The organism is Sphingobium sp. AS12 (assembly GCF_019097845.1).
In the GTDB taxonomy this organism is placed as follows: domain Bacteria; phylum Pseudomonadota; class Alphaproteobacteria; order Sphingomonadales; family Sphingomonadaceae; genus Sphingobium.
Genome location: NZ_JAHRGM010000019.1, coordinates 1 through 24469, shown reverse-complemented (window position 1 = coordinate 24469; position 24469 = coordinate 1). Strand labels below are relative to the sequence as shown.

General features: G+C 62.0%; 20 protein-coding genes and 2 pseudogenes. 20 read left to right on the top strand and 2 right to left on the bottom strand.

All coding sequences use genetic code 11. The features are described from left to right. Positions 1-47 precede the first annotated feature (47 nt). The 5 genes and pseudogenes from KRZ98_RS07435 to KRZ98_RS07415 form a co-directional block, all read left to right on the top strand. Entirely contained in the window at positions 48-335 is a 288-nt protein-coding gene (locus KRZ98_RS07435; protein WP_217673019.1) for a hypothetical protein, read from the top strand. Beyond that, positions 332-2041, top strand: coding sequence for a glycoside hydrolase family 3 protein (locus KRZ98_RS07430; RefSeq protein ID WP_217673018.1), 1710 nt, complete (start codon positions 332-334; stop codon positions 2039-2041). Before KRZ98_RS07435 ends, KRZ98_RS07430 begins: the two co-directional genes overlap by 4 nt. 32 nt (positions 2042-2073) lie before the next feature. After that, a complete protein-coding gene (locus tag KRZ98_RS07425; RefSeq protein ID WP_254798184.1) occupies positions 2074-3969 on the top strand; it encodes a glycoside hydrolase family 3 protein in 1896 nt (631 codons plus the stop codon). Between the two features lie 4 nt (positions 3970-3973). Beyond that, positions 3974-4906 carry a formylglycine-generating enzyme family protein gene (locus KRZ98_RS07420; RefSeq protein ID WP_217673016.1) on the top strand — a complete coding sequence of 311 codons (933 nt, stop codon included), beginning with the start codon at positions 3974-3976 and terminating at the stop codon, positions 4904-4906. Beyond that, positions 4903-5751, top strand: a pseudogene (locus KRZ98_RS07415) (sulfatase-like hydrolase/transferase); the annotation flags it as partial. The gene KRZ98_RS07420 and the pseudogene KRZ98_RS07415, both read left to right, overlap by 4 nt. A gap of 173 nt (positions 5752-5924) precedes the next feature. Here KRZ98_RS07415 and KRZ98_RS07410 read toward each other — a convergent pair. Continuing rightward, positions 5925-7553, bottom strand: coding sequence for an NAD(P)/FAD-dependent oxidoreductase (locus KRZ98_RS07410; protein ID WP_217673015.1), 1629 nt, complete (start codon positions 7551-7553; stop codon positions 5925-5927). Positions 7554-7905: 352 nt separating this feature from the next. Between KRZ98_RS07410 and KRZ98_RS07405 the strand changes: the two genes are divergently transcribed. The 15 genes from KRZ98_RS07405 (at position 7906) to KRZ98_RS07335 (ending at position 24378) form a co-directional block, all read left to right on the top strand. Continuing rightward, a complete protein-coding gene (locus KRZ98_RS07405) occupies positions 7906-8772 on the top strand; it encodes a helix-turn-helix transcriptional regulator (protein ID WP_217673014.1) in 867 nt (288 codons plus the stop codon). A 32-nt stretch (positions 8773-8804) separates the two neighbouring features. Continuing rightward, positions 8805-10289 (top strand): aldehyde dehydrogenase, encoded by a 1485-nt coding sequence (locus tag KRZ98_RS07400; RefSeq protein WP_217673013.1) that lies wholly within the window; start codon positions 8805-8807, stop codon positions 10287-10289. A 22-nt stretch (positions 10290-10311) separates the two neighbouring features. Beyond that, the gene (locus tag KRZ98_RS07395; protein WP_254798183.1) at positions 10312-11091 is read left to right on the top strand and encodes an enoyl-CoA hydratase-related protein; all 780 of its coding nucleotides are present in this window, start codon (positions 10312-10314) and stop codon (positions 11089-11091) included. Positions 11092-11154: 63 nt separating this feature from the next. Further along, the gene (locus KRZ98_RS07390; protein WP_217673012.1) at positions 11155-12003 is read left to right on the top strand and encodes an NAD(P)-dependent oxidoreductase; all 849 of its coding nucleotides are present in this window, start codon (positions 11155-11157) and stop codon (positions 12001-12003) included. Positions 12004-12044: 41 nt separating this feature from the next. Continuing rightward, complete coding sequence (locus tag KRZ98_RS07385) at positions 12045-12353, top strand: hypothetical protein (RefSeq protein ID WP_217673011.1); 309 nt, start codon at positions 12045-12047, stop codon at positions 12351-12353. A gap of 144 nt (positions 12354-12497) precedes the next feature. Then, positions 12498-13649 (top strand): acyl-CoA dehydrogenase family protein, encoded by a 1152-nt coding sequence (locus KRZ98_RS07380; protein WP_217673010.1) that lies wholly within the window; start codon positions 12498-12500, stop codon positions 13647-13649. 27 nt (positions 13650-13676) lie between these two features. Next, the gene (locus KRZ98_RS07375) at positions 13677-14228 is read left to right on the top strand and encodes a cupin domain-containing protein (RefSeq protein WP_217673009.1); all 552 of its coding nucleotides are present in this window, start codon (positions 13677-13679) and stop codon (positions 14226-14228) included. Then, positions 14225-15700: a 3-hydroxyacyl-CoA dehydrogenase gene (locus KRZ98_RS07370; protein WP_217673008.1), complete on the top strand. Its 1476-nt coding sequence runs from the start codon at positions 14225-14227 to the stop codon at positions 15698-15700. Before KRZ98_RS07375 ends, KRZ98_RS07370 begins: the two co-directional genes overlap by 4 nt. Further along, positions 15700-16902, top strand: a complete 1203-nt coding sequence (locus KRZ98_RS07365; RefSeq protein ID WP_217673007.1) for a CoA transferase — start codon at positions 15700-15702, stop codon at positions 16900-16902. Before KRZ98_RS07370 ends, KRZ98_RS07365 begins: the two co-directional genes overlap by 1 nt. After that, on the top strand, positions 16899-17717 hold the full coding sequence (locus tag KRZ98_RS07360; RefSeq protein WP_217673006.1) for a hypothetical protein: 819 nt from the start codon (positions 16899-16901) through the stop codon (positions 17715-17717). The genes KRZ98_RS07365 and KRZ98_RS07360 overlap by 4 nt, the downstream gene beginning before the upstream one ends. 1 nt (position 17718) lies before the next feature. Next, entirely contained in the window at positions 17719-19362 is a 1644-nt protein-coding gene (locus KRZ98_RS07355) for an acyl-CoA dehydrogenase family protein (RefSeq protein WP_217673005.1), read from the top strand. A 20-nt stretch (positions 19363-19382) separates the two neighbouring features. After that, positions 19383-20174 carry an enoyl-CoA hydratase-related protein gene (locus KRZ98_RS07350; protein ID WP_217673004.1) on the top strand — a complete coding sequence of 264 codons (792 nt, stop codon included), beginning with the start codon at positions 19383-19385 and terminating at the stop codon, positions 20172-20174. A gap of 19 nt (positions 20175-20193) precedes the next feature. Then, a complete protein-coding gene (locus KRZ98_RS07345; RefSeq protein ID WP_217673003.1) occupies positions 20194-21405 on the top strand; it encodes an acetyl-CoA C-acetyltransferase in 1212 nt (403 codons plus the stop codon). Between the two features lie 194 nt (positions 21406-21599). Beyond that, complete coding sequence (locus tag KRZ98_RS07340) at positions 21600-22664, top strand: aromatic ring-hydroxylating dioxygenase subunit alpha (protein WP_217673002.1); 1065 nt, start codon at positions 21600-21602, stop codon at positions 22662-22664. Positions 22665-22890: 226 nt separating this feature from the next. Further along, positions 22891-24378: an NAD(P)-binding protein gene (locus KRZ98_RS07335; protein WP_368389798.1), complete on the top strand. Its 1488-nt coding sequence runs from the start codon at positions 22891-22893 to the stop codon at positions 24376-24378. Here KRZ98_RS07335 and KRZ98_RS07330 read toward each other — a convergent pair. Then, positions 24368-24469 (bottom strand): annotated as a pseudogene (locus KRZ98_RS07330) (IS5/IS1182 family transposase); the annotation flags it as partial. The gene KRZ98_RS07335 and the pseudogene KRZ98_RS07330 sit on opposite strands and share 11 nt — an antisense overlap.

Genomic DNA, 24469 nt, shown 5'->3' with positions numbered 1-24469 from the left:
GAGAAGGTCGGATGAAGGCGCGTTGGCCGTTGGCCGCATCAATGCTGATGAGCATGGGCATTTCAAACGCCTTCGCTGCCCCTAAACCCGTCCAGCCTGCCAAGCCCCGCACGCAATTTGTCGACGTGGTCGATCTTGCCCCGACGCTGCTCCATGCAGCCGGAACGAGTTTCGCCCCTGCAATCGACGGGGCTGCCCGCTATCCGGCCAAACTGGCGGAGACGAAGGCGCTCCGGTGGCGCGAAGCGCGCCAATACAGTAAGCCGTTTGCCGAGCCGCTTGAGATTTTTGTCAGACGCGCGCGTTACGACGACGCCTCTACCGACCAGAAATGAGCGCGACCATCGCCATGCCCCCTTTCGACGCGCCGTTGCGCGCCTCGCCCCTCGCCCTGTCGCGGAAGGATCAGCACTGGGTTGAGCAGACCCGCGACGCGATGAGTGTCGAGGCACAGATCGCACAACTGTTCGTCCTGTCGGCGCGCCATGACAGTGCGGCGGAAAATGACGGGCTGCTGGCCCATGCGCCGGGCGGCATCCATCGCTTCCCGACCCGCAATCTCGACGCCGCCTGGGGCGCTGCACGCCACGCGATCGAGCGGTCGGACGTGCCGCTGATCCTGTCGGGCGACATCGAAGGGGGTATGATCAGCTATCCCTTCACAACCGCCATCCCCAACCAGATGGGCATCGCGGCGTGTGACGATCTCGCCCTCAGCACTGATCTGGCCGCCATCGTCGGGCGCGAAAGCCGGGCATTGGGTTATAACTGGTCGTTCACGCCCGTGGTCGACATCAACCGCGCCTTCCGCAACGCCGTGGTCGGCACCCGGTCCTATGGCTCCGACCCGGAGCGCATCCTGGCACAGGCGCGCGCCTATGTCCGCGCGTTGCAGGCGCAGGGTGTCGCGGCCTGCGTCAAGCATTGGCCGGGCGATGGGCTGGACGATCGCGACCAGCATCTGATCATCAGCGTCAACGACATGGACATGGCCGAGTGGCGCGCGACCTTTGGCAATATCTTCGGCACATTGGTCGATGACGGCGTGATGACGATCATGTCAGCTCACATCGCCCTCCCCGCATATATCCGTGAAGAACTGCCTGACGCTGGCGCGCGGGCATTCGAGCCAGCCTCTGTTTCCCGCCTGCTGAACCTGGAACTGCTGCGCGGCGAACTGGGTTTCCAGGGTCTGATCGTGTCCGACGCCACCATTATGGGCGGCCTCACCAGTTGGATGGCGCGGGCGGAAGCGGTGCCCGCAGTCATCGAAAATGGCTGCGATGTTTTCCTGTTCAGCCGCAATCCGTCGGAGGACATGGCGCTGATGTTGCAAGGCCTGCGCGAGGGGCGCCTCTCCGAACAGCGGCTGCATGAGGCCGTCACCCGCTTCCTGTCGCTCAAGGCGAAGCTGGGCCTGCACCGCATGACACTGGACGAGCGGATCGCCCCGTTGGAGCAGGTGCGCGAAACGCTACGCCAGTCCGATCATCTGGATCAGGCAGCGCGCGCTGCGGCGAGCAGCGTCACGCTGATCAAGGATCGCGATGCCCTGCTGCCCATTGCCCCCGATCGGCATAAACGGGTCGTCATAATCGCCGACGAAGGCTCCAGCTTTTTTTCTGGCGCGCCCGAACGCGACTTCACGCCGCTGCGCGCGGGCCTCGAGCGCCGGGGTTTCATCGTCCGCAGCTTCGATTCCGACGCGATTCCGACGCCCGACGACGCCGACCTCATCCTCTATCTGATCGGGCAGGAAGCGACCCCGGCGCTCAGCCATATCTTCCTGGATTTCGCCAGGCTGCATGGCAGCCCGCGCAATGGCATGATCCAGTTCAACCGCGAAATCCCCACGCTGCTGGTGTCGTTCGGCCAACCCTATTATCTTTATGACGCACCCAATTTCTCGACCTATATCAATGCCTATGCCTCGCTGCCCGATGTCCAGACTGCATTGGTGGAAAGGCTGACGGGCGATGCGCCCTTTATCGGGGTCAGCCCGGTCGATGCCTTTTGCGGGAAGGAACAATTGACATGGTAAGAGCGCGCTGGATCTTGGCGGCGTCGCTTTGCATGCTGGCAGTGCGCGGTGTGGCGGCATTGCCGACGGGCTGGCGCGATCTCAACCATAATGGCCGGCTTGATCGTTATGAGGATGTGCGCGCCCCGATCGACGCGCGAGTCGAGGATCTGCTGGGACAGATGACGCTGGCGGAAAAGGCCGGGACGCTACTGCACGCCACCCTGCCCACGCCGGGTTCCTCGATCGGCTTTGTGGGCATTGTCTATGATGCTGACGCAACCACTAAACTGCTGCATGATCGCCATATCAGCAGCTTCATCACCCGGCTGGTCGTCGCGCCCCTCGACCTCGCGGCACAGAATAATGCGGTGCAAAAGCGCGCGGAGGCCGGTCGGCTTGGTATTCCGGCGACCATCAGTACCGACCCGCGCCATCATTTTCAGGCGACCTTGGGTGCCAGCACGACTGGTGGCGGCTTTTCTCTGTGGCCCGACACGCTGGGTTTCGCCGCATTGGGGGATGCCGATACGGTCCGCCGCTTCGGCGACATTGCGCGGCAGGAGTATCGCGCGGTCGGCATCCATATGGCGCTGTCGCCGCAGGCCGACCTCGCCACCGAACCGCGCTGGCCGCGCTTTTCGGCGACCTTCGGTTCCGATCCCGCAGCGGTATCACGCCTTGCGGGCGCCTATGTCGAAGGCTTTCAGCATGGCCGCTCCGGCGTGCGGCCCGATGGCGTCGCCACGGTGGTCAAACATTGGGTCGGCTATGGCGCGGAGCCGGAGGGTTTCGACGGCCACAACTATTATGGCCGCAACGCCAAGCTCAGCGACGCATCCTTCGCCCAGCATGTCCGCGCCTTTGACGATAGCCTGGCTGTTCGCAGCGCCGGGGTCATGCCCACCTATGTCATCGTCCATGGGCCGAAAATAACAGGCCAGTCGATCGAGCCGGTCGCCGCAGGTTTCAACAAGCAGATGCTGACCGGCCTGTTGCGTGGGGAGAAGCAGTATCGCGGCCTGATCGTCTCGGACTGGTCGATCACCCGCGATTGCCCGCAAGCCTGCATGGCGCCCGACGCCGCCAATCCCCAGACTCCTGCGTCGATCGGCATCCCCTGGGGCATGGAAGCAGCAGACAAGACGACCCGCTTCGCCAAGGGGATAGAGGCGGGCATCGACCAGTTTGGCGGCGCGGACGATCCCGCGCCCATTCTGGATGCGGTGGCCAAGGGACTGATCAGCGAAAAGCGGATCGACGAGTCCGTGCGCCGCGTGCTGCGCCTGAAGTTTGAACTGGGCTTGTTCGATAATCCCTATGTCGATGAAGCCGCTGCCGCAAGGATCGTCGGGAACCAGAAAGCACAGCAGCAAGCGGACGCCGTCCAGCGCGCAAGCCAAGTCTTGTTACGCAACGACAAGGCGACCCTGCCGGTCGCGCCGGGCAAGCGGATATGGCTCTATGGCGTCGATGCAAAGGCAGCGCGAACGGCGGGCTTCACGGTGGTGGAGGATCCCGCGCAGGCGGATGTCGCTCTCGTCCGCACCGCGACCCCCTTTGAAACGCTGCACCCGCATCATTTCTTTGGCGCGCGCCAGCATGAAGGGCGGCTCGATTTCCGCGCCGAGGACAAGGATGTGCAGGCGATCGCCCGTGCCTCCGCCCATGTCCCCACGATCGTCGCGGTGGAGATGGACCGACCCGCCATCCTGACCGCTATCGAGCCAATGACCCGCGCGCTGATCGTCACCTTCGGCGCGAGCGACGCGGCGGTGCTGGATGTGGTTACTGGCCGGACAGTGGCGAAGGGCCGCCTGCCCTTCTCGCTCCCCCGCTCCATGGCCGATGTCGAGGCGCAAAGCCCCGACCTGCCCGACGACGGCCCGCCGCCCGCCTATCCGCGCGGCGCCGGCATATCGCTCAAGGCTGCCGATCGCCGTGACTGAGGGCATGATCCACTTGCCCGGCGGCGCTTTCCAGATGGGATCGGACCGTTTCTATCCTGAAGAAGCGCCAGTGCGCCGGGTGCAGGTGGATGGGTTCTGGATGGACGCAACGCCCGTGACCAATCGCGACTTCGCGCGATTCGTCGAAGCCACCGGCCACGTCACGCTGGCGGAATTGGCGCCCGATCCCAAAGACTATCCCGGCATGGATCCGACGATGGCGCAGGCCGGGTCGCTCCTGTTCCAGCGAACCAATGGTCCCGTACCGCTGGACGATGCCAGCCAGTGGTGGCGCTTCAGTTTCGGCACCGACTGGCGGCATCCCCATGGACCCGACAGTGAGCTGGACATATTGGCGGATCATCCCGTCGTCCATGTCGCCTATGCCGATGCGGAGGCCTATGCCCGATGGGCGGGGAAGACGTTGCCGACCGAGGCGGAATGGGAATATGCCGCGCGGGGCGGGTTGGACGGGACGGACTATGTCTGGGGTGACGAATTGGCACCCGGCGGTATTTGCCAGGCCAATTATTGGCAGGGCGCTTTCCCTTTCGCCAACACATTGGCGGACGGCTATGAGCGCACCTCGCCAGTGCGGACCTATCCGGCCAATGATTATGGTCTGTTCGACATGATCGGCAATGTCTGGGAATGGACGACCGACTGGTTCGCCCAGCCCCGGATCGAGCGCAAGGCCAAGGGGAGCTGCTGCGTCCCCGCCAATCCGCGCGGCGGCACCAAGCGCGAAAGCCTGGACCCGGCCACGCCCGACATCCCCATTCCACGCAAGGTACTGAAGGGCGGATCGCATCTGTGCGCCGCCAATTATTGCCAGCGCTATCGCCCCGCCGCGCGCCATCCGCAGGCGGTGGACAGTTCGACCAGCCATATCGGCTTTCGCTGCATCATCAGGGACAAGAAGGGAAACCGCCCATGAAGAACGCCCGTCGCGCGCTGAACGCCGCCATGATTGCCGCCTGCACCCTGTTGGGACCGGGGGCGCTGGCCAAACCGGTGGGCGCGCCACAACAGAAGCCCACCAACATGATCTTCGTGCTGGTGGACGATTTGCGCTATGACGCGATGGGTTTTCTGACGCCTGGCCTCCAGACGCCCAATATCGACGGGCTGGCCAAGGATGGCGTCTATTTCTCCAACGCCGTGGTCACCTCCTCGCTCTGCTCGCCCAGCCGCGCCACCATCCTGACCGGCCAAACCGCGCGCAACCATGGCGTGGTGGACAATAATAACAGTTCGGAGGAAGGGCTGACCTTCTTCCCCAAATATCTGCAGCAAGCGGGTTACCAGACCGGCTTCTTCGGCAAATGGCATATGGGATTCGACACCGACGCCCCACGCGACGGATTCGACAAATGGGTCAGCTTCAAGGGTCAGGGCACCTATTTCCCGACCGAACAGCTGTCGCCTGAGCGGATTGCAGCGGGCGATCGACAGATGCTCAATGTCGATGGCGCGCCCGTCAAACGCACCGGCTACATCACCGACGAACTGACCGATTATGCGATGAACTGGCTGGAGAAGGGACGCGACAAATCCAAGCCCTTCTTCCTGTATCTCAGCCACAAGGCGGTCCATAGCGACCCGCTGCCGCCAGACCGGTACAAGACGCAATACAGCAAGCTGGACATCAAGCTGCCCGCCAGCATGGCGAACACGCCGGAAAATAACGCGGGCAAGCCGATGTGGGTCCGCAACCAGCGCAACAGCTGGCATGGCGCGGATTTCCCCTATCACACCAACAACCCGATGACGGATACAATGGCAGCTTCGCGCATTTTTTCCTCACCCATAGTTTTCAGGACGATCGGCCGGGCATAGTCCGCCGAACGATGACGGACACCGCCCCGATACCAGGATGTGGACGTCCTCCACCAGATCAATGGAGCCTTCCAGTCACCTCGTCAAGCAAATGAGGTATATGTTTTGCGCAAGCCCTATTCGACCACCGCATCCTGCTCTGCGCGGGTCAGCATGAACCCGCGATAGCCGTCCTGCGCCACAGCGTCACACCGCGCACGGTAATTATTGAGGCCACCGGCATAAGTCATGAAGGCGCGCGGCTTGCCGGGGATATTCTGACCCAGGTACCAGTTGTTGGTGTCACTGGCGCGCAGACCCCGGCTGCCGACTTCCGCGACATGGGCAAGCCATTCGTCCTGCGCCTCATCGGTCGGCTCGATTGACGCGATGTCGTTGCGCTGCAAATAGTCCAGGCAGTCGGCGATCCAGTCGACATGCTGGTCAATCGCGAAGATGACGTTGGCATGTACCGTCGGACTGGTCGGCCCGGTGATCGTGAAGAGGTTGGGGAAATCCTTGACCATCAAGCCGAGATAGCTGCGCGGTCCATCGCGCCAGACATCGGCAAGCCTTACCCTGCCAGTCCCGGTAATGTTCATCGCCAGCAGTGGCCCGGTCACGGCGTCGTAGCCGGTCGCGATCACCAGCATGTCGAGTTCGATCAAGCGCCCGCTTCGCAACTGAACGCCATTTTCAACGAACCGATCGATCGGATCTTCGCTGATATCGACCAGGCTGACATTGTCCTGATTGAATATCTCGAAATAGCCGGTGTCCATAATGATGCGGCGGGTACCGATAGGATTGGCGGTCGGACACAGCTTTTCGGCGATAGCCGGATCGTTGACGATCGAGCGGATTTTTGCGCGGGCAAATTCCGCAACCTCGGCATTGACATCGGCATCGACGCCAATGTCAGCATAGCAGGCGATAAGATCCTGCCGCCCGGCACGCCAGGCTCTCTCATAGACTTCCAGCCGGCGCTTCTTTGGGTCGTCGAAAGCCTTCATGCCCGCTGGCGGATCCATCTGCTGCCCGGCAAAGCTGTTGCGCTGCCAGGCGCGATGCTCAGGATAGCGCGCCTTCATTTCCGCCTTTTCTTCTTCACGCAATGGGCGGTTGAGCGAAGGCAGGCTATATTGCGCTGTACGCTGCAGGACGAACAGATGCCCGGCCTCCCCGGCGATCGCGGTCGATGCCTGAACCCCGGTCGATCCCGTGCCCAATACCGCGACCTCCTTGCCCGCTAGCGTGACATGATCGTGAGGCCACTCTCCGGTGTGATACATTTCGCCCCTGAAATCCCGGATGCCTGTGATGTCGGGTAAGTTGGGCGTCGAAAGACAGCCTGCCGCCGTCACGACATAGCGCGCTTCATAGGTCTCGCCAGCGTCAGTCTCCACCTGCCAAAGGCCCCTGCCCTCATCGCGGCATATACCCGTTACCGTCCGATTGAAGATGATATCGCGGCGCAGATCGTGCCGGTCGGCCAGATGCTTGGCATATTCGAGGATTTCGGACTGGCCGGAATAGCGTTCAGTCCAGTCCCATTGCTGGTCCAGTTCAGGATCCCAAGGGACGCTATATTCCATGCTGGGCACGTCACAGCGACAGCCAGGATAACGGTTCCAATACCAGGTGCCGCCCACTTCCCCGCCGCGCTCCAGCACCAACGTATCAAAACCCATCCCGCGCAGCTTCCAAAGGGCGTTGATGCCGCCAAATCCTGCGCCGATGACGATAACGTCCGCCTGCCTGTTCATATCCTGTCCCATCCGCTTCGCGCGCCATGTCGCAACTTTGGCGATGAACATAAGAGAGGCCTGCCCGTTCTCGACTTCAATTACCTACTCGCCTCGGACAGTTTGTTTCCTTTTCCGCCACTGCGGTGCCTGCCAATTATTATCAGGTACATGGTTACTGGAATTACGCCTGACCGACGCGGTGCCAGAAAGTCGGCGGCACGCGAAAAATCCTGTTGAGCATCTGGACGCCTTAGCCATGTCTACGCTATAGAGGTATCTGAAAATGAGAAGGGAGGATGCCCGACTTGATCTACTATCTTGCCCTTCAATCGGCTTCGTTTCGCCCCGATCGGGCGCTGTTGCAACTGACATGATCCGTTTCGAGAGTGCGCGCTTCGACGGGGATGGCTATGCTATCGAGCTAAAAAGTCGCGAATGGGCTGGCCCGGTCATTACGCGACTACATCAGGACAGTCATCTTCTTTACCTGAGCCTGCCGCCTATCGTCTATCGCGGCGATGTCCGCTTTCCGGACATTCCCGACGCCAGGAAAATCCGGCTCGGGCGCAGCGTCTATTATCCAGCCGGACATGCGATGGAATGTTGGGGCACGGGCGGGACCGCCTATTCGATCGGCTGTACGATAAAGCGCTGGCGGTTCGAGCAAATTTTGGGCTTCGTTCCGTCCTGGGGCGCTGCACAGCTGGAACGCGGATGCAACCTCGATCGCTCGCCTGTACTGGCGGTGCTGGCTCATCTCGCCCAGGAGATGCGGTTGCCCGCCATCGGTCATGCCGCGTTGGTTGAATCGCTGACGACGCGTGCCATCGTCGAACTCGCCCGATATCTGGGTAACCGGCCGGGCGACGAGGAAGAGACCGGCAAACTGTCCGCGCAACAATTGCAACGGATCAACGACCGGCTGCAGGCTGAAGAATTGGGCCCGCCGACCGTCGCCGAATTGGCGCAGATATGTTCGGTCAGCGAGCGGCATCTGCTGCGCCTGTTCCACGCGACCACTGGCACGACGGTTTCGGCGCATATTCGCGCTGCCCTGATCGATCGGGCTCGCGCAATGCTGGAGGTCGGCAAGCCGATCAAGCAGATCGCCCATGCGCTGGGCTTTTCGGGGCCGAGCAGTTTCTCCCTAGCTTTCCGCAAGATCACAGGCATCAGCCCCGCCATCTGGCGGGCCGACCGGCAGAACGTCCGCATGCTGCCGGATGCCAAAGATTAGATTCCTCCCTCCTTCACGAAAAGAAAACTCTCATGATCGATCAAGCTTTCCACCCGTCGCTGACGCATCCCGACAGCCTCTATATCGATGGCACTTGGGTCAGACCCGAAACGGACGCCATATTCACCGTCATCGCCGCCCACAGTGGCAGCGCCTTCGCACGGGTGGCGGAAGCCGGACCGGCGGACATCCATCGCGCCATAGCGGCTGCGCGTCAGGCGTTCGATAAGGGACCATGGCCGCGCATGAGCCATGTCGAGCGCGCCGCTTGGCTGAATTTGATCGCCCAGAAGCTCACGGAACGGGCGCCCGCTCTGGCGGCGGCGCAGAGCAACCAGATGGGCATATTGGCGAGTCTGGCGGCGCCGGGTTCCTATGCAGGAACGATGATTTTTACCAATTATGCGGCGCTTGCCGAAACCTATCCATTCGTTGAGCAGCATAAGACGATTACTGGCGGAGCCGGACTGCTGGTGCATGAGCCGGTCGGCGTCGTCGCCGCGATCGTGCCATGGAATGCGCCGCTCTCACTGATGGCACTCAAGGTCGCGCCGGCATTGTTGGCGGGCTGCACGATGATCGTCAAGGCATCGCCGGAGGCGCCGACCGAGGCTCTGATCCTGGCGGAAATCTGCGATGAGATCGGCCTGCCGGCGGGGGTCATCAACGTCGTGACCGCCGATCGCGCAGTGTCCGAACTGCTGGTACGCCATCCCGATGTCGACAAGGTGAGCTTCACTGGCTCCAGCGCGGCAGGTCGTCAAATCGCGGCCATCTGCGGTGAGCGCATTGCCCGCTGCACTTTGGAACTGGGTGGCAAGAGCGCGGCGGTGCTGTTGGAAGATTATGATGTCGAGCAGGCGGCGCAACAGCTGGCAGCGCCGCTGATGTACATGAACGGGCAGGTGTGTGCCGCACTGACCCGCATCGTAGTGCCGCGCCGGCGTCAGGCCGTATTCACCGACGCGATGGCCGCCGCGTTCGCCGCGATCAAGGTCGGCGATCCGTTCGCCGAGGACAGCCAGCTGGGTCCGCTCGCTACCGAAAGCCAACGTCACCGTGTTGAAGGCTATATTCAGCGTGGGCAGGCAGAAGGCGCGACCCTGGCGGCTGGGGGCAAGCGGCCAGCCCAATGCAATGCTGGCTGGTTCGTCGAACCGACCCTGTTCTGCGATGTCAATCCGAACGCCACGATAGCGCAGGAGGAGATTTTCGGACCCGTAGCGGTGATCATTCCTGCCGACGACGAGGATCATGCGATCGCCATCGCAAACAATTCTCCCTTCGGCCTCAACAGCGCGGTCTTTACCCAGGATCCGCAAGACGCATGGCGCGTGGGACGGCAAATCCGGGCCGGGACGGTTGGGCACAACGGCTTCAAGGTGGACTTCAACATCGCCTTCGGCGGCTTCAAGCAGTCCGGTATCGGTCGCGAGGGCGGCGCGATCGGCCTGCGCGCCTATCTCGAGCCCAAAACCATGTTGATAGACGCAGCGGAGGATTGGGTTCCAGCCTGAAGATGCGCGAGAATGGGAGCGAATGATGGCGAACACCGAAAACATACTAACGTCGCGCGATGGGGATCTCGCGATCCTGACACTGAACGCGCCCGAACGGCTCAATGCCCTTTCCTACGACATGCTGACCGCATTGCCCCGGTTGATCGATGGCGCGGCGCGAGATGGAGCGCGGGCGCTGGTGATTACGGGCGCAGGCTGCGGCTTCTGCTCTGGCGCGGCACTGACCGGGGAAAGAGCGGGCCGAGATCTGGGCGAAGTTGCCGAGCGATACTATAACCCGCTGGCGCAGGCATTGGCGGAAAGCCGGTTGCCCGTCGTAACCGCGATCAACGGCGTGGCGGCGGGTGCCGGTGCATCTCTTGCCCTGGCGGGTGACATAGCCGTGGCGGCCCGATCGGCCAGTTTCATGCTGGCGTTCGCGCGTATCGGCCTGGTACCGGATATGGCTTCGACCTGGCTGGTAGCGAAGTCAGTCGGGCGCGCCAAGGCATTGGAAATGGCGCTGCTAGGCGACAAATTGCTGGCCCCCGATGCATTGGCCGCCGGACTGATCAACCGCATCGTCGACGATGAGGCGCTGATGGACGAAAGCTTGGCGATCGCCCGGCGACTGGCCGCGATGCCGCCGCTGACGTTGCGAATGATCCGTCGGCAAGTGCGCGCCGCGCTGGATGACGGCTTCGATGCGACGCTCACTATGGAACGCGATCATCAAAGCGCGGCAGGCTTTACGCGCGATCACCAGGAGGGCGTTGCCGCCTTCCGCGAGAAACGACCAGCAATGTTCATTGGAGAATAGAGATATTTCAATATTGCCATTCAGCCATTTCGGCTGCATGCCATTGGGCAGGAGTAAAATTAAATGACGCTTGCTGGGAAGACGCTGTTCATCAGCGGGGGAAGCCGAGGCATCGGTCTTGCGATCGGGTTGCGCGCAGCGCGCGATGGCGCAAACGTAGTGCTGGCGGCGAAGACGGCGGAACCGCACAAGCATCTGCCCGGTACGATTTACAGCGCGGCCAGCGAGATCGAAGCCGCAGGCGGTAAAGCACTGCCACTGGTGATGAACGTGCTTGAACTCGACACTGTAGAGGCGGCGATGGCGCGGGCCACTGATCATTTTGGCGGCATCGACATCCTGGTCAACAATGCATCGGCGATTTTCAAAACACCGGTCGAGGAGACCGAACCCAAACGCTACGACCTGATGCACGATATCAATGTTCGCGGCACTTTTTTCGTGTCCAAAGCCGCTATTCCTTATCTGCGCAACGCAGATAACCCGCATGTGCTGACCATGTCGCCGCCGATCAATATGGACCCGCGATGGTTTGCCGGCCATGTCGCCTACACCATGTCCAAATATGGCATGTCGATGACGGTATTAGGCATGGCCGAAGAATATCGGCGGCAAGGCATTGCCTTCAACGCACTATGGCCCCGCTACGGCATCGCCACCGCGGCCATCGAATTTGCTGCGGCCAATGCCGAACAATTGCGCCATTGTCGCACGCCTGAGATCATGGCCGATGCGGCTTACGCCATCGTCACCCGCCCGGCGCGCGAGTGCACGGGTCAGTTCTTCATCGACGACACATTGCTGGCGAGTACCGGCGTATCCGATTTTTCCCATTATCGCGTCGACAAGTCGGTCGAACCGCGGGTCGGCATGTTCTTGTCCGACGCCGACATGGCACCCGCAGGAGGCTGATATTTTCGACATATCGCGGCGATCAGCAGAGGAAAGTGAACATGGCCAAATATATGATCCTCGCACTCAATGGACCCAAACCGGGCGAAGAACAGGAAATCCAATATAATCGTTGGTATGATGACGTGCATCTGCCCGAATTGCGCGCGGTGGACGGCATTGTGGGCACGCGGCGGTTCAAAGCATTGGGCGACAAGGCTCCATGGCCCTATTTTGCCGCCTATGAAGTGGAGACTGATGATTTGCCTGCCTTTCTCGCGCGCATGAGCGCAGCGACGACCGGCTATGACCCCTCTTTTGATCGTGAAGGGTCCAGCAGTATCCTCGCGGTCGAAATCAAAGCGCTCTGACGACTGAACTGTCGCGTCATGCCGTCGATATAACGTCAGCCCATTCAAATGGGACTTGCATGTCGATCGGCCAAACGGCAATAGAGAAACCTCTATTACAAAAATTGTCAGGTGCGGATAGTCGCCCGACATGGGAGGCGGGTTTTGGATCAGGAGACATTTTCCCTTTTGCGCGATACCGTTCGGCGGTTCGTCGATGAGCGGTTGATCCCCAATGAGGATCGCGTCGAGCATGAGGACGCCGTTCCTACAGAGATCATTGCGGAGATGCGCGACCTGGGCCTGTTCGGCCTGACTGTGCCCGTGAAATATGATGGGCTGGGCCTGACAATGTCGGAAGAGGCCGAGATTATCTTCGAGCTGGGCCGCACATCTTTCGCTTACCGGTCCGTCATCGGCACTACGGTCGGCATCGGTAGCCAAGGCATTGTCATGGATGGCACCGAAGAGCAGAAGTCGGAATGGCTGCCCAAGCTCGCTGGCGGCATGTTCGCCAGCTTCGCGCTGACCGAACCCAATGCGGGATCGGATGCTGCGTCGATCCGCACGACGGCGGCTAAAGATGGAAACATCTACCGCATTAACGGCACCAAGCGATACATCACCAATGCCCCGCGTGCGGGCATGTTTACCGTGATGGCCCGCAGTGAGTCCGATGTCAAAGGCGCAGCGGGTATCACCGCCTTCATCGTCGATGCCAGCACGCCGGGCATCAGCTTTGGCAAGAACGACAAGAAGATGGGCCAGAAGGGCACCGTTACCTGCGACGTCATCTTCGACAATGTCGAGGTGCCGGCCGCCAACATCATCGGCTTGGTTCCCGGTCGCGGGTTCAAAACTGCGATGAAGGTACTGGATCGCGGGCGTATCCATCTTTCCGCCCTGTCGTCGGGCATGTGCAGCCGGCTGGTTCAGGAAAGCGTGCAATATGCAGTCGAGCGGCAACAGTTCGGGCAGGCAATCGGCGCGTTCCAATTAGTGCAGGGGCTGATCGCCGACAGCCAGACTGATGCCTTCGCCGCCTGGTGCATGACGCGTGACGTCGCGGCACGCTTTGACGCGGGCGAAAAAGTGTCTCGCGACGTCGCTTCGACCAAATATTTTGCGAGCGAGGCGTTGGGCCGGGTCGCCGATCGCGCTGTCCAGGTCCATGGCGGTGCCGGCTATATGGCGGAATATAAGGTAGAGCGCTTCTTCCGCGACGTCCGGCTCATGCGCATCTACGAAGGCACGAGCCAGATCCAGCAAACCATCATCGCCAAGGCGCTGCTGCGCGAGGCAGGACTGGCCGTCTGAGGACGGCTAGCCACCAGGAGAGGATCGATGACCGAAAGCAGCACTGCAACCCGCAAACGCATGAAGATATACAGGTTCGCTGACGGCGCACCGCTGACCCGCGAGAAGATGCCGATGATCGGTTTCGACGAAAGCGTGATGGCAGGCTTGAGCAGGCTCGCCAAGGTCGGAAATACGGAGGAACTTGGTACGAAGGTCATCGTCCTGTTCGAGGACGAGGCGACAGGCACCAGCCTGACCTATGCCTGGTTCAAGAGCGGCTATATTCTGCCCCGACACAGCCATGACGCGGACTGCCTCTATTATGTGATCGCTGGATCGCTGACGATGGGTACGCAAAAGCTAGGACAGGGGGATGGCGTGCTGATCCCTGCCGACTTCGTCTATAGCTATGAAGTCGGACCAGAGGGCGTCGAAGTGCTGGAGTTCCGCACCGCCACACATTTCCACTTCAAGTTCCAGGGCAATGACGAAGCACATTGGGACCGGATGATCGCCGCCAACGAACGGGGCAAGCATATTTGGGCCAGCGAGACCGCACCGACAATCACCAAGAGACAATCGAGTAGAGCAGAATGAGCGAAGTGAACATCCTGGGCGTCGTCGGTGCCGGACCAATGGGCGCGGGCATCGCCCAGATTGGGCTTACGTCCGGGCTGGACGTCATTCTGTTCGATCTTTCACCCGATGCGCGAGCGAAGGCGGGCAAGGATATCAAGGGACGGATCACCCGTCTGGTCGAAAAGGGCATGTTACCCGACGGGTCAACCGAAACGATGATGGCGCGGTTGACGCTGGCGAGCGACCTTGCCGCCTTCGCCCCCGCGCAGGCAGTGGTCGAAGCGATCATCGAAAGGCTGGAGCCAAAACAGAAATTGTTCGCAGATCTGGAAGCGATCGTTGCTCCCGACGCGATCCTGGCTACCAACACGTCTTCGTTGTCGGTCGCGGCGATCGCAGCCCATTGCACGCACAAGGAGCGTGTGTGCGGCCTGCACTTCTTCAACCCGGTGCCGCTGATGAAACTGGTCGAGGTCATCACCGCTCCGGGTACGAGCGCAGCGATCGCCGAACGCGCCACTGCGCTGTCGAAGGCGATCGACAAGGTGCCGGTGACGGTGAAGGATGGACCGGGTTTTCTGGTCAACCTGCAGGGCCGCGCCTACGCGCAAGAAGGGCTGGCGATCGTGCAGGAGGGCGTAGCCGAGCCTGTAGTGATCGATCGCATCATGCGCGACGCTGCGGGTTTTCGCATGGGGCCGTTCGAGTTGATGGACCTGACCGGCATTGATGTAAACTACGCAGCGTCCACCTATATCTATGAGGGTTATCAACACGACCCGCGCCTCAAAACCACTACGCTGCATGCACTGATGGCGGCAGCGGGGCGGTTCGGACGCAAGACCGGACAGGGGTTTTTCAGCTATGCAGCCGAAGCCATCGGGTTTCCCGCTTCACCAGAAGCAACTGCAAGCCCGCCCGAGATCAAACCCGCCCTTGGCGAGGCGGCACCAGAATTCGAGGCGCTCGCTGAGCGGGCCGGATGGGAACAGGGCAATGACGTCACGCTGATCGCCCCGATCGGCGAGGATTGCGCAACCGCTTGCGCACGGCTGGGACTCGATCCCAACACCACGGTTGCGATCGACTTCACCGCCTTTGCCGCCGACCATCTGACGGTGATGGCGGCGGTCGGCGGGCGGTCGACGGCGGAAAGCGTCGCGGACTGGCTGCGCTCCAAGGGCTTGTGGGTCGAGGTGATCGGGGATTCGCCCGGTTTCGTGCTGCAGCGCATGTTGGCCATGGTCGCCAATCTGGGCTGCGAACTTGCACAGATCGGCGTCGGCACGCCCCGGGACATCGATATCGCCATGAAGCTGGCGCAGAATTATCCCAAGGGTCCGATCGAATGGGGAGAATGGCTGGGTATCGCCAAGACCCACCTGATCATGCAGCAACTTCAGGCGATCACGGGGTCCGACCGCTACCGTCCCAGCCTGTGGCTGCGCCGTCGCGCGCAACTCGGCCTGTCGCTGTACGAGGTGGGCTGATGTACGATCTGCTCAAGGGCATGACCGTTGTCGAGGGTGCGGCGTTCATCGCCGGCCCATCCTGCGGTTTATATCTGGCGCAGATGGGTGCCAAGGTCATCCGTTTCGACCAGATCGGTGGTGGACCCGACAGTAAGCGCTGGCCCATTGGCCCCAGCGGCCAGAGCCTCTATTGGGAGGGGCTGAACAAGGGCAAGACGTCGGTCGCGATCGACCTGAGCCGACCCGAAGGGCGCGAATTGGCGCAGCGGCTGGCGAGCGCGGGCGATGGCCTGTTCGTTACCAATTTCCCGGTGAACGGCTTCCTGTCCTATGATGCGTTGAAGGCGCTGCGCAAGGATCTGGTCTGCCTGCGCGTCATGGGTTGGGCGGATGGCAACCCGGCGGTCGATTATACGATCAACGCCAGCGTCGGCGTGCCGGCGATGACTGGCCCCACCGATGATACGCGACCGGTCAATCATATACTGCCCGCCTGGGATTTGCTCGCGGGGGCCTATGGCGCCTTCGCCCTGCTGGCGGCGGAGCGCGACCGTCGGATGTTGGGCAAGAGTCGCGAGGTGAGGCTTGCGCTCTCAGACATCGCGGCGGGGACGCTCGGCAATCTGGGCAATGTCGCGGAAGTGCTGCTGTCGGGCGCGGACCGGGTTCGTGCAGGAAACGACCTGTTCGGTGCCTTCGGTCGCGATTTCGTGACAGCGGACGGCGTGCGCGTGATGATCGTGGCGATCACGCCGCGCCAGTGGACTGGAATGCTGTCCTCGCTCGGCATCGCTGAGGAAGTGGCAGTGCTGGAGGCGGAATTGGGAGTTTCGCTCGCGAAGGACGAAGGACTGCGTTTCACCCACCGCGACCGGATCAATCCGCTGGTCGCAGATGCGATCGGGACACGGTCACTGAACACCCTCGCTCCAATGTTCGACAAAGTGGGCGTCACCTGGTCGATCTACAGAACGCTGAGCGAGGCGCTGAATACGGAACCGCGCCTGTTTGGCGACAATTCGATCTTCGCTGACATCGGTCATGCAGGCGGTGACGCATACCCGACGCCGGGCGCGCCCGCGCGTATCCTGGGTGAGGATCGGCTGGCCCCTGCGCCCGCCCCCACCATCGGCCAGGATACGGACGAAGTGCTGGCGGAGTTGCTGGGCATGGGCGATGGCGAGATCAGCCGCCTGCATGACGAGGGGCTGGTCGGATGAACGCCATCAGCGAGGCGGGGATCACCGAGTGGCAGAGCGCCATCGGCCGTGCTGAAAATATCCAGCAGATTTTGGAGCTGGAGAGCCTGCGCCGTTATGCGCTCGCGATCGGTGCCGATCCCGACGTCGAGCGGGTTCTGCCGCCGCTGGCGCACTGGGCGTTCTTCCTCCCTGCATCGACCGACGGCGACATAGGAGAGGACGGTCATCCGCGCCGCGGCGGCTTTTTGCCAGCCATTCCCCTGCCCCGCCGCATGTTCGCGGCGGCGTCGATCGCTTTTAAGGCACCCTTGGAACTCGGTGCGCCCGCAAGCCTGACGAGCAGCGTGGCGCAGGTAACGCACAAAAGCGGCCGATCGGGCGATCTGATATTCGTGGAGGTCGATCGGCTGTTGGAGCAAGCAGGCGTCGTGCGCGTGTCTGAGCGTCAGAGCTATGTTTATCGCGGCGAGGGCGGTCCGGTACCGATGCCGGAGGCGGCGGCGAACGAACCCGAAGGCGAACGCTGGCATCCCGCCGAGGTCAACCTGTTCCGATTTTCAGCGGCCACCTTTAATGGCCACCGCATCCACTATGATCGTGCCTATGCGACCGGCGTGGAGGGCTATCCCTCGCTCGTGATCCATGGCCCACTGACCGCCGCGAAACTGGCGGGACTTGCGATGCGTACAGGTCCGATCAAAAGCTTCAGCTTTCGTGCCCAGGCGCCATTGTTCCTGGGCCAGAGCATATTCCTCCAGACCGGTGAGGCAGACGAGGTCTGCGCCGTTCGCTGTGACGGCACCACCGGCATGACTGCGAAAGTGACACGATAAGATGACAGACTGGGTTCATTCCGCCCTGGGCGCGGCATCCGCCGCCCATGCCTATTTCGCCGCAGCGCTGGCACGCACGGCCGGCGTCATCGCGCCGGAAGGTCATGTCGATTCCAAGCTTGCTGATGTCAACCAACGCCTGGTCCACGGCTTCGCCTGGATCACCACTACGGTCGAGGCGCTGGCCGCAACCGCCGATTGGGCCGGACGCGCGCAGGCAGCGGGTCGGTTGCGGTCGATTGACGAACTGGTTCTCCGCGTGGGGTTCGGCGAATATTGCGCACAGTTGCTGGGCGGCGTGCCGATGAGCCAAAACGAACTGGTTCGCCCGCACGAACTGGGACTGGACGAGGCGGCTGCCATTTTTGCTGCAGACCCCTCCGTGACGCTGTTCCTGGACGGCGGGAATACTGCCGCGACCCGGTTGGCGCTAGTAGCACGGCTGCGCGACGGCGAACTGCCCGACGAATCGTTCGACGACGAGACTCTGGACATGATCCGCCAGCAGTTTCGCAACTTCGCGGCCGAACGCATTGCACCCAACGCCCATCAATGGCATCTGGACGACGTGCTGATCCCCGACGAAGTGGTCAAGGAGATGGCGCAGCTTGGCGTCTTCGGCGTCTGCATCGATGAAGCCTTTGGTGGGCTGGGGCTTGGCAAGCTTGCGATGAGCCTCGTGTCGGAGGAATTATCGCGCGCCTGGATCTGCGCAGGATCGCTCGGAACCCGTTCGGAGATCGCGGGCGAACTGATCGGCGAGAACGGGACGCCTGATCAGAAAGCGAAGTGGCTACCGGCGTTGGCCGATGGCAGCGTACTTCCCACAGCGGTGTTCACCGAGCCCGATACCGGCTCCGACCTCGCGTCCGTGCGCACCCGCGCGCGGCAGGGTGCCGAGGGCGAGTGGCGGATCACGGGATCAAAGACATGGATCACCCATGCCGGGCGCGCGGATCTGATGACCGTTTTGTGTCGGACCAATCCGGACAAGCCGGGTTATGGCGGGCTGTCGATGCTGCTCGCGTCCAAATCGCGCGGTACTGCCGGAACTGCATTTCCCGATGAGGGCATCGATGGTGGCGAGATCGAGGTTCTGGGCTATCGCGGCATGAAGGAATATGTTCTGTCCTTCGACGATTTTCCGGTGGCAGCAGATGGCCTGCTGGGCGGCGCGGAGGGTGAAGGCTTCAAGCAGTTGATGCGCACCTTCGAGGGCGCCCGCATACAGACCGCAGCGCGCGCCGTGGGCGTAGGCTGGAACGCTTTCGATCTTGCGCTGCGCTATGCCACCGAGCGCAAGCAATTCGGCAAGCCCCTCGCCGATTTTCCGCGGGTGTCGGACAAGTTGGCGCTGATGGTGGCCGAACTGGTCATGGCGCGCGAGCTGACCTACGCCGCCGCACGGCATAAGGATAAGGGTGATCGCTGCGACATTGAGGCGGGCATGGCCAAACTGCTGGGCGCGCGCGTCGCATGGTCGAATGCAGACCTCAATGTCCAGATTCACGGCGGCAATGGCTATGCGCTTGAATATGAGGCGAGTCGCGTGCTGTGCGATGCCCGTATCCTCAACATCTTCGAGGGTGCGGCCGAAATCCAGGCGCATGTCATCGGCCGAGGCCTTGTGGCCGGGCGCAACTGAAGCCTTGAGGGATAATAGTCATGGCCGATAATTCCAGCGAAGACGTGCTGCTCTACGACATCGTGGACAGGCATATTGCTGTGTTGCGTTTCAACCGGCCACAGGCGCGCAACGCCGTTAATGGCGAACTGGCCAATGCGATGGTCGCGGCGATCGAGCGAACGGAGGCCGATCCCGCCATCCGCGTAGTGGTGCTGACCTCTGCTGCGCCTGGCATGTTCAGCGCGGGCGCGGACCTAAAGGTCGTATCGGCCGGGCGTGTGCATGAATTGCGGCCCGGCGACGGGGGTTTTGCCGGATTGATCGACGCGAGCCGCGCCAAGCCATGGATCGCCGCCGTGGACGGTCCGGCGCTGGGCGGCGGGATGGAAATGGCGCTGGCCTGCGACATGATCGTTGCGTCCATCGACAGCCGTTTTGGCCTGCCCGAAGTCAAGCGTGGTCTGATGGCCAATGCCGGGGGCGTCCATCGCATCGCGCGCGTGTTGCCGCGTAATATCGCCATCGAGATGGTGGCGACGGGCGATCCTATCAGCGCTGCGGAGGCTGCCGACTATGGCATGGTCAACCGGCTGGTGGCATCCGATCGCGTCATGGACGAGGCACTCGACCTCGCCCGCGCGATCGTCGCCAACGCGCCGGTTTCCGTCCAGGAGAGCATCGCTTGTACCCGCATGGCGGGTGACCATAGCGATGTCGAGATGCGGCGCATCTCCCGCGACGGAATGAAGCGCGTGATGGCCACCGAAGACAGCAAGGAAGGCCCCCGCGCCTTCGTGGAAAAACGTGCCCCAACCTGGACGGGTCGCTAAAAAGCTTTGGAGAATGCACATGCGTGACGTGGTGATCTGCGAACCGGTCCGGACCCCGGTCGGGGGCTTTGGCGGCATCTTCAAGGACAAGTCGGCGGTTGAGATGGGCGTCGCCGCCCTGAGCGGCCTGCTGAAGCGCACCAAGCTGCCGCTCGACGCGGTCGAAGATGTGATCTTCGCGCAATGCTATCCTACGATGGAGGCTCCGGCACTCGGTCGCGTGGTGGCACTGGACGCAGGGCTGCCGATCGAGACGCCAGGCATTCAGATCGATCGGCGATGCGGATCGGGACTGCAAGCGGTTATCTATGGCGCAATGACGGTGGGCAGCGGCGGTGCCGATCTGGTGGTGGTCGGCGGCGCAGAATCGATGAGCAACGCTGCCTTCTTCAGCCATGAACCGCGTTTCGGGGTCAGGGGAGGCGGCTTCATGCTGCATGACTCACTGGCCCGGGGCCGCATCACCGCCGGCGGCAAGAATTTCCCCATTCCCGGCGGTATGATCGAGACGGCGGAGAATGTCCGCAAGGCCTACGCAATACCGCGTGAGGAACAGGATGAATTCGCCATCGCCTCCCACCGCAAAGCGGTTGCCGCACATGAGGCGGGCCGCTTTGCCGACGAGATTATCCCGGTCACCGTGCGAGATCGGAAGAAGGGCGACATCATCATCGACCGCGATGAGCATCCCCGCCCGGACGTGACGATCGAGGCACTCGCAAAACTGAAGCCCTTGCTTGGCAAGGGCGATACCGACGCAACGGTTACGGCTGGCAATGCGAGCGGCCAGAATGACGGCGGGTCGGCTGCGGTCGTTTGCACCCGAGCTGCCGCCGACAAATATGGCCTCAGCCCCTTTGCCACCCTCAAGAGCTGGGCGGTGGCCGGCGTAGCGCCCAACATCATGGGGATCGGCCCCGTGCCCTCGACCGCAAAAGCGTTGGAGCGGGCGGGACTGTCTCTCGCGGATATCGACCTCATCGAGCTGAACGAGGCTTTCGCCGCGCAGGTGATCGGCTGTCTGCGCGAATGGAAGTTCGGTGCGGACGACTATGCGCGGCTTAACGTCAACGGCTCTGGCATTTCGCTCGGCCATCCGGTCGGCGCCACTGGCGGTAGGATCATGGCCACACTGCTACGAGAAATGGATCGACGCGGCGCGCGTTACGGTATTGAGACGATGTGCATCGGCGGTGGCCAAGGCTTGACGGCGGTGTTCGAGCGCGCCTGATCCACGGCGGTTTGGACATCCTATGTGCCCTTCGCATCCGGTAACGTCCGATTTTGCTCCACGGTGGCGGATGGCCGCAAGACAAAGCCGCCTGCATCACTTCTCACTCCGCGCGCGACACCATATGCTGGCGTCAATACGCAAGCTGTCCGCCGGATAAACCAGCCAGCACGCGAAAGTAGATGGAGAGCATCATGTTCCTGAAGAACGTGTGGTATGTCGCGGGACCGGCGGAGGAATTTGGCGACGCCGTCATCAGCCGCCGCATCTGTAACGAGTTGATCGCGCTTTACCGCAAGCAGAACGGTACATTGGTTGCGCTTGAGGATCGCTGTCCGCACAGGTTCGTGCCTTTGTCGATGGGTCGACGGGAGGTGGACGACCTGCGGTGCGGCTATCATGGCCTGAAATTCGGTCCGGACGGCCAATGCAGTGAGCGTCCCGGAGGCACAGGCGAAAACCCCGCTCCAATCTGCGTCAAATCCTACCCAGTGGCAGAATGTCATGGTTATGCCTGGCTCTGGATGGGCGATCCGGCCCACGCGGACACCGCCCTGATCCCCGACTTCTCCTTCATCACAGACCCGGCCTTCAAATGCGAGGCAGGCTATCTGCACGTAAAGGGCCATCATGAACTTGTGACCGACAATTTGCTGGACTTGAGCCACGTCAATTATCTGCACCCGCAGATAGCCTCGACCAGCCACTGGGCCGAATGGGACAATCAGGTAGAGGTGACCCGCAACACCGTCTGGTCGCGGCTCAGAAGGCCCAATCAGATCCCCGGCGCGTTCCAGAAAATGATGTGGGGATCAGACAGCGAACGCGGCGATGGACGCGGCGACGTGCGCTGGGATGCCCCGTCGGTGCTTTATGCCAACACCGCCATCACCGAAGTTGGCGCCGACATCGAAACGACAGGCCTCCATACGCCTTCGGCGCATCTGCTGACACCGGAGACGGACCGTTCAACCCATTATTTCTGGGTGACGGGCCGCAACAAGCGGAAGGACGATGCGGAGCTGACGGCCGCGCTGGAAAAGGGAGTAGGTACCATCTTCTCGACCCAGGATGGCCCGATGGTAGAGGCGGAACAGGCAGCCATGGGGGATAGTACCGATTTCCTGGGGCATAAGCCGCTGATCCTGAAAGCCGACGCCGCTGGTATACGGGCTAGGCGCATATTGCGCCGGATGATCCGCGAGGAACAGGAAGCAAACGGATCTGCGAACAATATCACTGTCGAACCGGCTGAATGATTGAATACTGCGGTGTCGCCGACTGGAATATTCGGCGCAGCCTGGTCGACCGTGAATGGATATGGAGCGGGTCAGCGAGGCAGCCATGATCCAGCGCCGCGCCGCATAAAATCGCTTTGATGCGACGGCCACGCCAAGCCCTTGCGCACACTATAGAAACCACCAATAGAGTAATATGTTTTACATGTCGTATCGAGCATGTCGCTGCTGAAGGATGCCCTATCCGGTGAATGCCTATCCCCATCTTTTCTCGCCGTTCCGGCTGGGACCACTCGAACTGAAGAACCGGGTGGTGATGGCACCGATGTCGTCATCGCTAGGCGGCACTGATGGACGGGTGACGGCGGATCAGATCGCCTTTTACCAAGAGCGGGCGCGCGGCGGCTTCGGCCTGATCATCGTCGAGTTCACCAGCGTCGATCCCGACACCGGCCGTACCGAAGCGCATCAACTCTCGCTCGAATCGGACCGCAATATAGAGGGGCATGTGCGGCTGGTGGAGGCGCTGCATCAGAGCGGGACGAAGGCCTTCATCCAGTTGCAGCATGGGGGGCGCTTCGCTCCCGCCACATTCCTGAAGGACGGGATCACGCGGGGGCCAAGTCGTGTCTATTCGCGACGCGACCCCAGCAAGCTGGTGGTCGAGGCGATGGACCAGGCGTTGATTCAGCGGCTGATCGCAGCATTCGGCGCCTCCGCCCGCCGCGCCGCCTCGGCAGGCTATGATGGTATCGAACTGCACGGCGCGCACGGCTATCTGCTCTCGCAATTCCTCTCCCCTATCTCCAACCACCGTGACGATGAATGGGGCGGCGACGCAAAGCGGCGCATGGCTTTCCCCCTTGCCGTCATCCGCGCGGTGCGGGCGGAAATCGGCGATCTGCCTTTCTGCTACAGGATTTCGGCGGATGAATTCGTCAAAGGCGGGCTAACGATCGACGACAATGAAGAAATATGCCGTCATTTGGTGGCGGCAGGCATCGACATCCTGCACGCCAGCACCGGCCGCGGTCCCGAAGCCTTCGACAAAGTGATGGAACCCATGTCTGCGCCGGAAGGCTGGCGCCTGCCCTACGCACGGCGGCTCCGCGAGGCGACCGGCGTGCCAGTGATCGGTGTAGGCCAGATCCGCACGCCTGAACTGGCGGAGCGTGCGATTGCCGACGAGGATTGTGATCTGGTGGCGCTCGGCCGGCCTTCGCTGACCGATCCCTATTGGCCGACGAAGGCGGAGACCGGACGGCCCGACCTGATCCGGCCCTGCACCACCTGCAATTTCTGCATAGCCCAAGAAAATCTGCACCGGGTCTGCTGCGCGGAAAATCCACGTACCGGCCGCGAACTGGACGCGCCCATTCCAGCCGATCTGGGCATCGGACGGCGCGCGGTAGTGGTCGGGGCCGGCCCTGGCGGGATGACCACCGCGCTGATGCTGGCCGAGGCGGGATTTGAAACGCATCTGTTCGAGACGCGCCTCGGCCTGGGCGGCGGCATCATTGCGTCCGGTACGCCCCCGGGCAAGGAGATGCTGTTACGCTATCGCGACTATCTGGAGCGTCAGGTGCTTGCGAGCAGGATCGTCGCCCATGTGGGCGAACCTGCCGACGCCGATACGATCCTCGCCATGGCTCCCGATCTGGCGGTTATAGCCGCCGGAACGAAGCGTCGCCTCCATGCCATCGAGGGACTAAGGCCTGTGGACATTAGCGCATAGCGATTTTCAAGGCCGCGAGATTGATCATAGCGCGGTAGCTCTCGTCAGTTTTTTCGTACCGGGTAGCGATCCGGCGGAATGTTTTGAGGCT

Bases quoted from the DNA above. Each gene is read 5' to 3' on its own strand.
- KRZ98_RS07435 (WP_217673019.1), top strand. From the start codon at position 48: ATGAGCATGGGCATTTCAAACGCCTTCGCTGCCCCTAAACCCGTCCAG.
- KRZ98_RS07430 (WP_217673018.1), top strand. From the start codon at position 332: ATGAGCGCGACCATCGCCATGCCCCCTTTCGACGCGCCGTTGCGCGCC.
- KRZ98_RS07425 (WP_254798184.1), top strand. From the start codon at position 2,074: ATGCTGGCAGTGCGCGGTGTGGCGGCATTGCCGACGGGCTGGCGCGAT.
- KRZ98_RS07420 (WP_217673016.1), top strand. From the start codon at position 3,974: ATGATCCACTTGCCCGGCGGCGCTTTCCAGATGGGATCGGACCGTTTC.
- KRZ98_RS07410 (WP_217673015.1), bottom strand. From the start codon at position 7,553: ATGAACAGGCAGGCGGACGTTATCGTCATCGGCGCAGGATTTGGCGGC.
- KRZ98_RS07405 (WP_217673014.1), top strand. From the start codon at position 7,906: ATGATCCGTTTCGAGAGTGCGCGCTTCGACGGGGATGGCTATGCTATC.
- KRZ98_RS07400 (WP_217673013.1), top strand. From the start codon at position 8,805: ATGATCGATCAAGCTTTCCACCCGTCGCTGACGCATCCCGACAGCCTC.
- KRZ98_RS07395 (WP_254798183.1), top strand. From the start codon at position 10,312: ATGATGGCGAACACCGAAAACATACTAACGTCGCGCGATGGGGATCTC.
- KRZ98_RS07390 (WP_217673012.1), top strand. From the start codon at position 11,155: ATGACGCTTGCTGGGAAGACGCTGTTCATCAGCGGGGGAAGCCGAGGC.
- KRZ98_RS07385 (WP_217673011.1), top strand. From the start codon at position 12,045: ATGGCCAAATATATGATCCTCGCACTCAATGGACCCAAACCGGGCGAA.
- KRZ98_RS07375 (WP_217673009.1), top strand. From the start codon at position 13,677: ATGACCGAAAGCAGCACTGCAACCCGCAAACGCATGAAGATATACAGG.
- KRZ98_RS07370 (WP_217673008.1), top strand. From the start codon at position 14,225: ATGAGCGAAGTGAACATCCTGGGCGTCGTCGGTGCCGGACCAATGGGC.
- KRZ98_RS07365 (WP_217673007.1), top strand. From the start codon at position 15,700: ATGTACGATCTGCTCAAGGGCATGACCGTTGTCGAGGGTGCGGCGTTC.
- KRZ98_RS07360 (WP_217673006.1), top strand. From the start codon at position 16,899: ATGAACGCCATCAGCGAGGCGGGGATCACCGAGTGGCAGAGCGCCATC.
- KRZ98_RS07355 (WP_217673005.1), top strand. From the start codon at position 17,719: ATGACAGACTGGGTTCATTCCGCCCTGGGCGCGGCATCCGCCGCCCAT.
- KRZ98_RS07350 (WP_217673004.1), top strand. From the start codon at position 19,383: ATGGCCGATAATTCCAGCGAAGACGTGCTGCTCTACGACATCGTGGAC.
- KRZ98_RS07345 (WP_217673003.1), top strand. From the start codon at position 20,194: ATGCGTGACGTGGTGATCTGCGAACCGGTCCGGACCCCGGTCGGGGGC.
- KRZ98_RS07340 (WP_217673002.1), top strand. From the start codon at position 21,600: ATGTTCCTGAAGAACGTGTGGTATGTCGCGGGACCGGCGGAGGAATTT.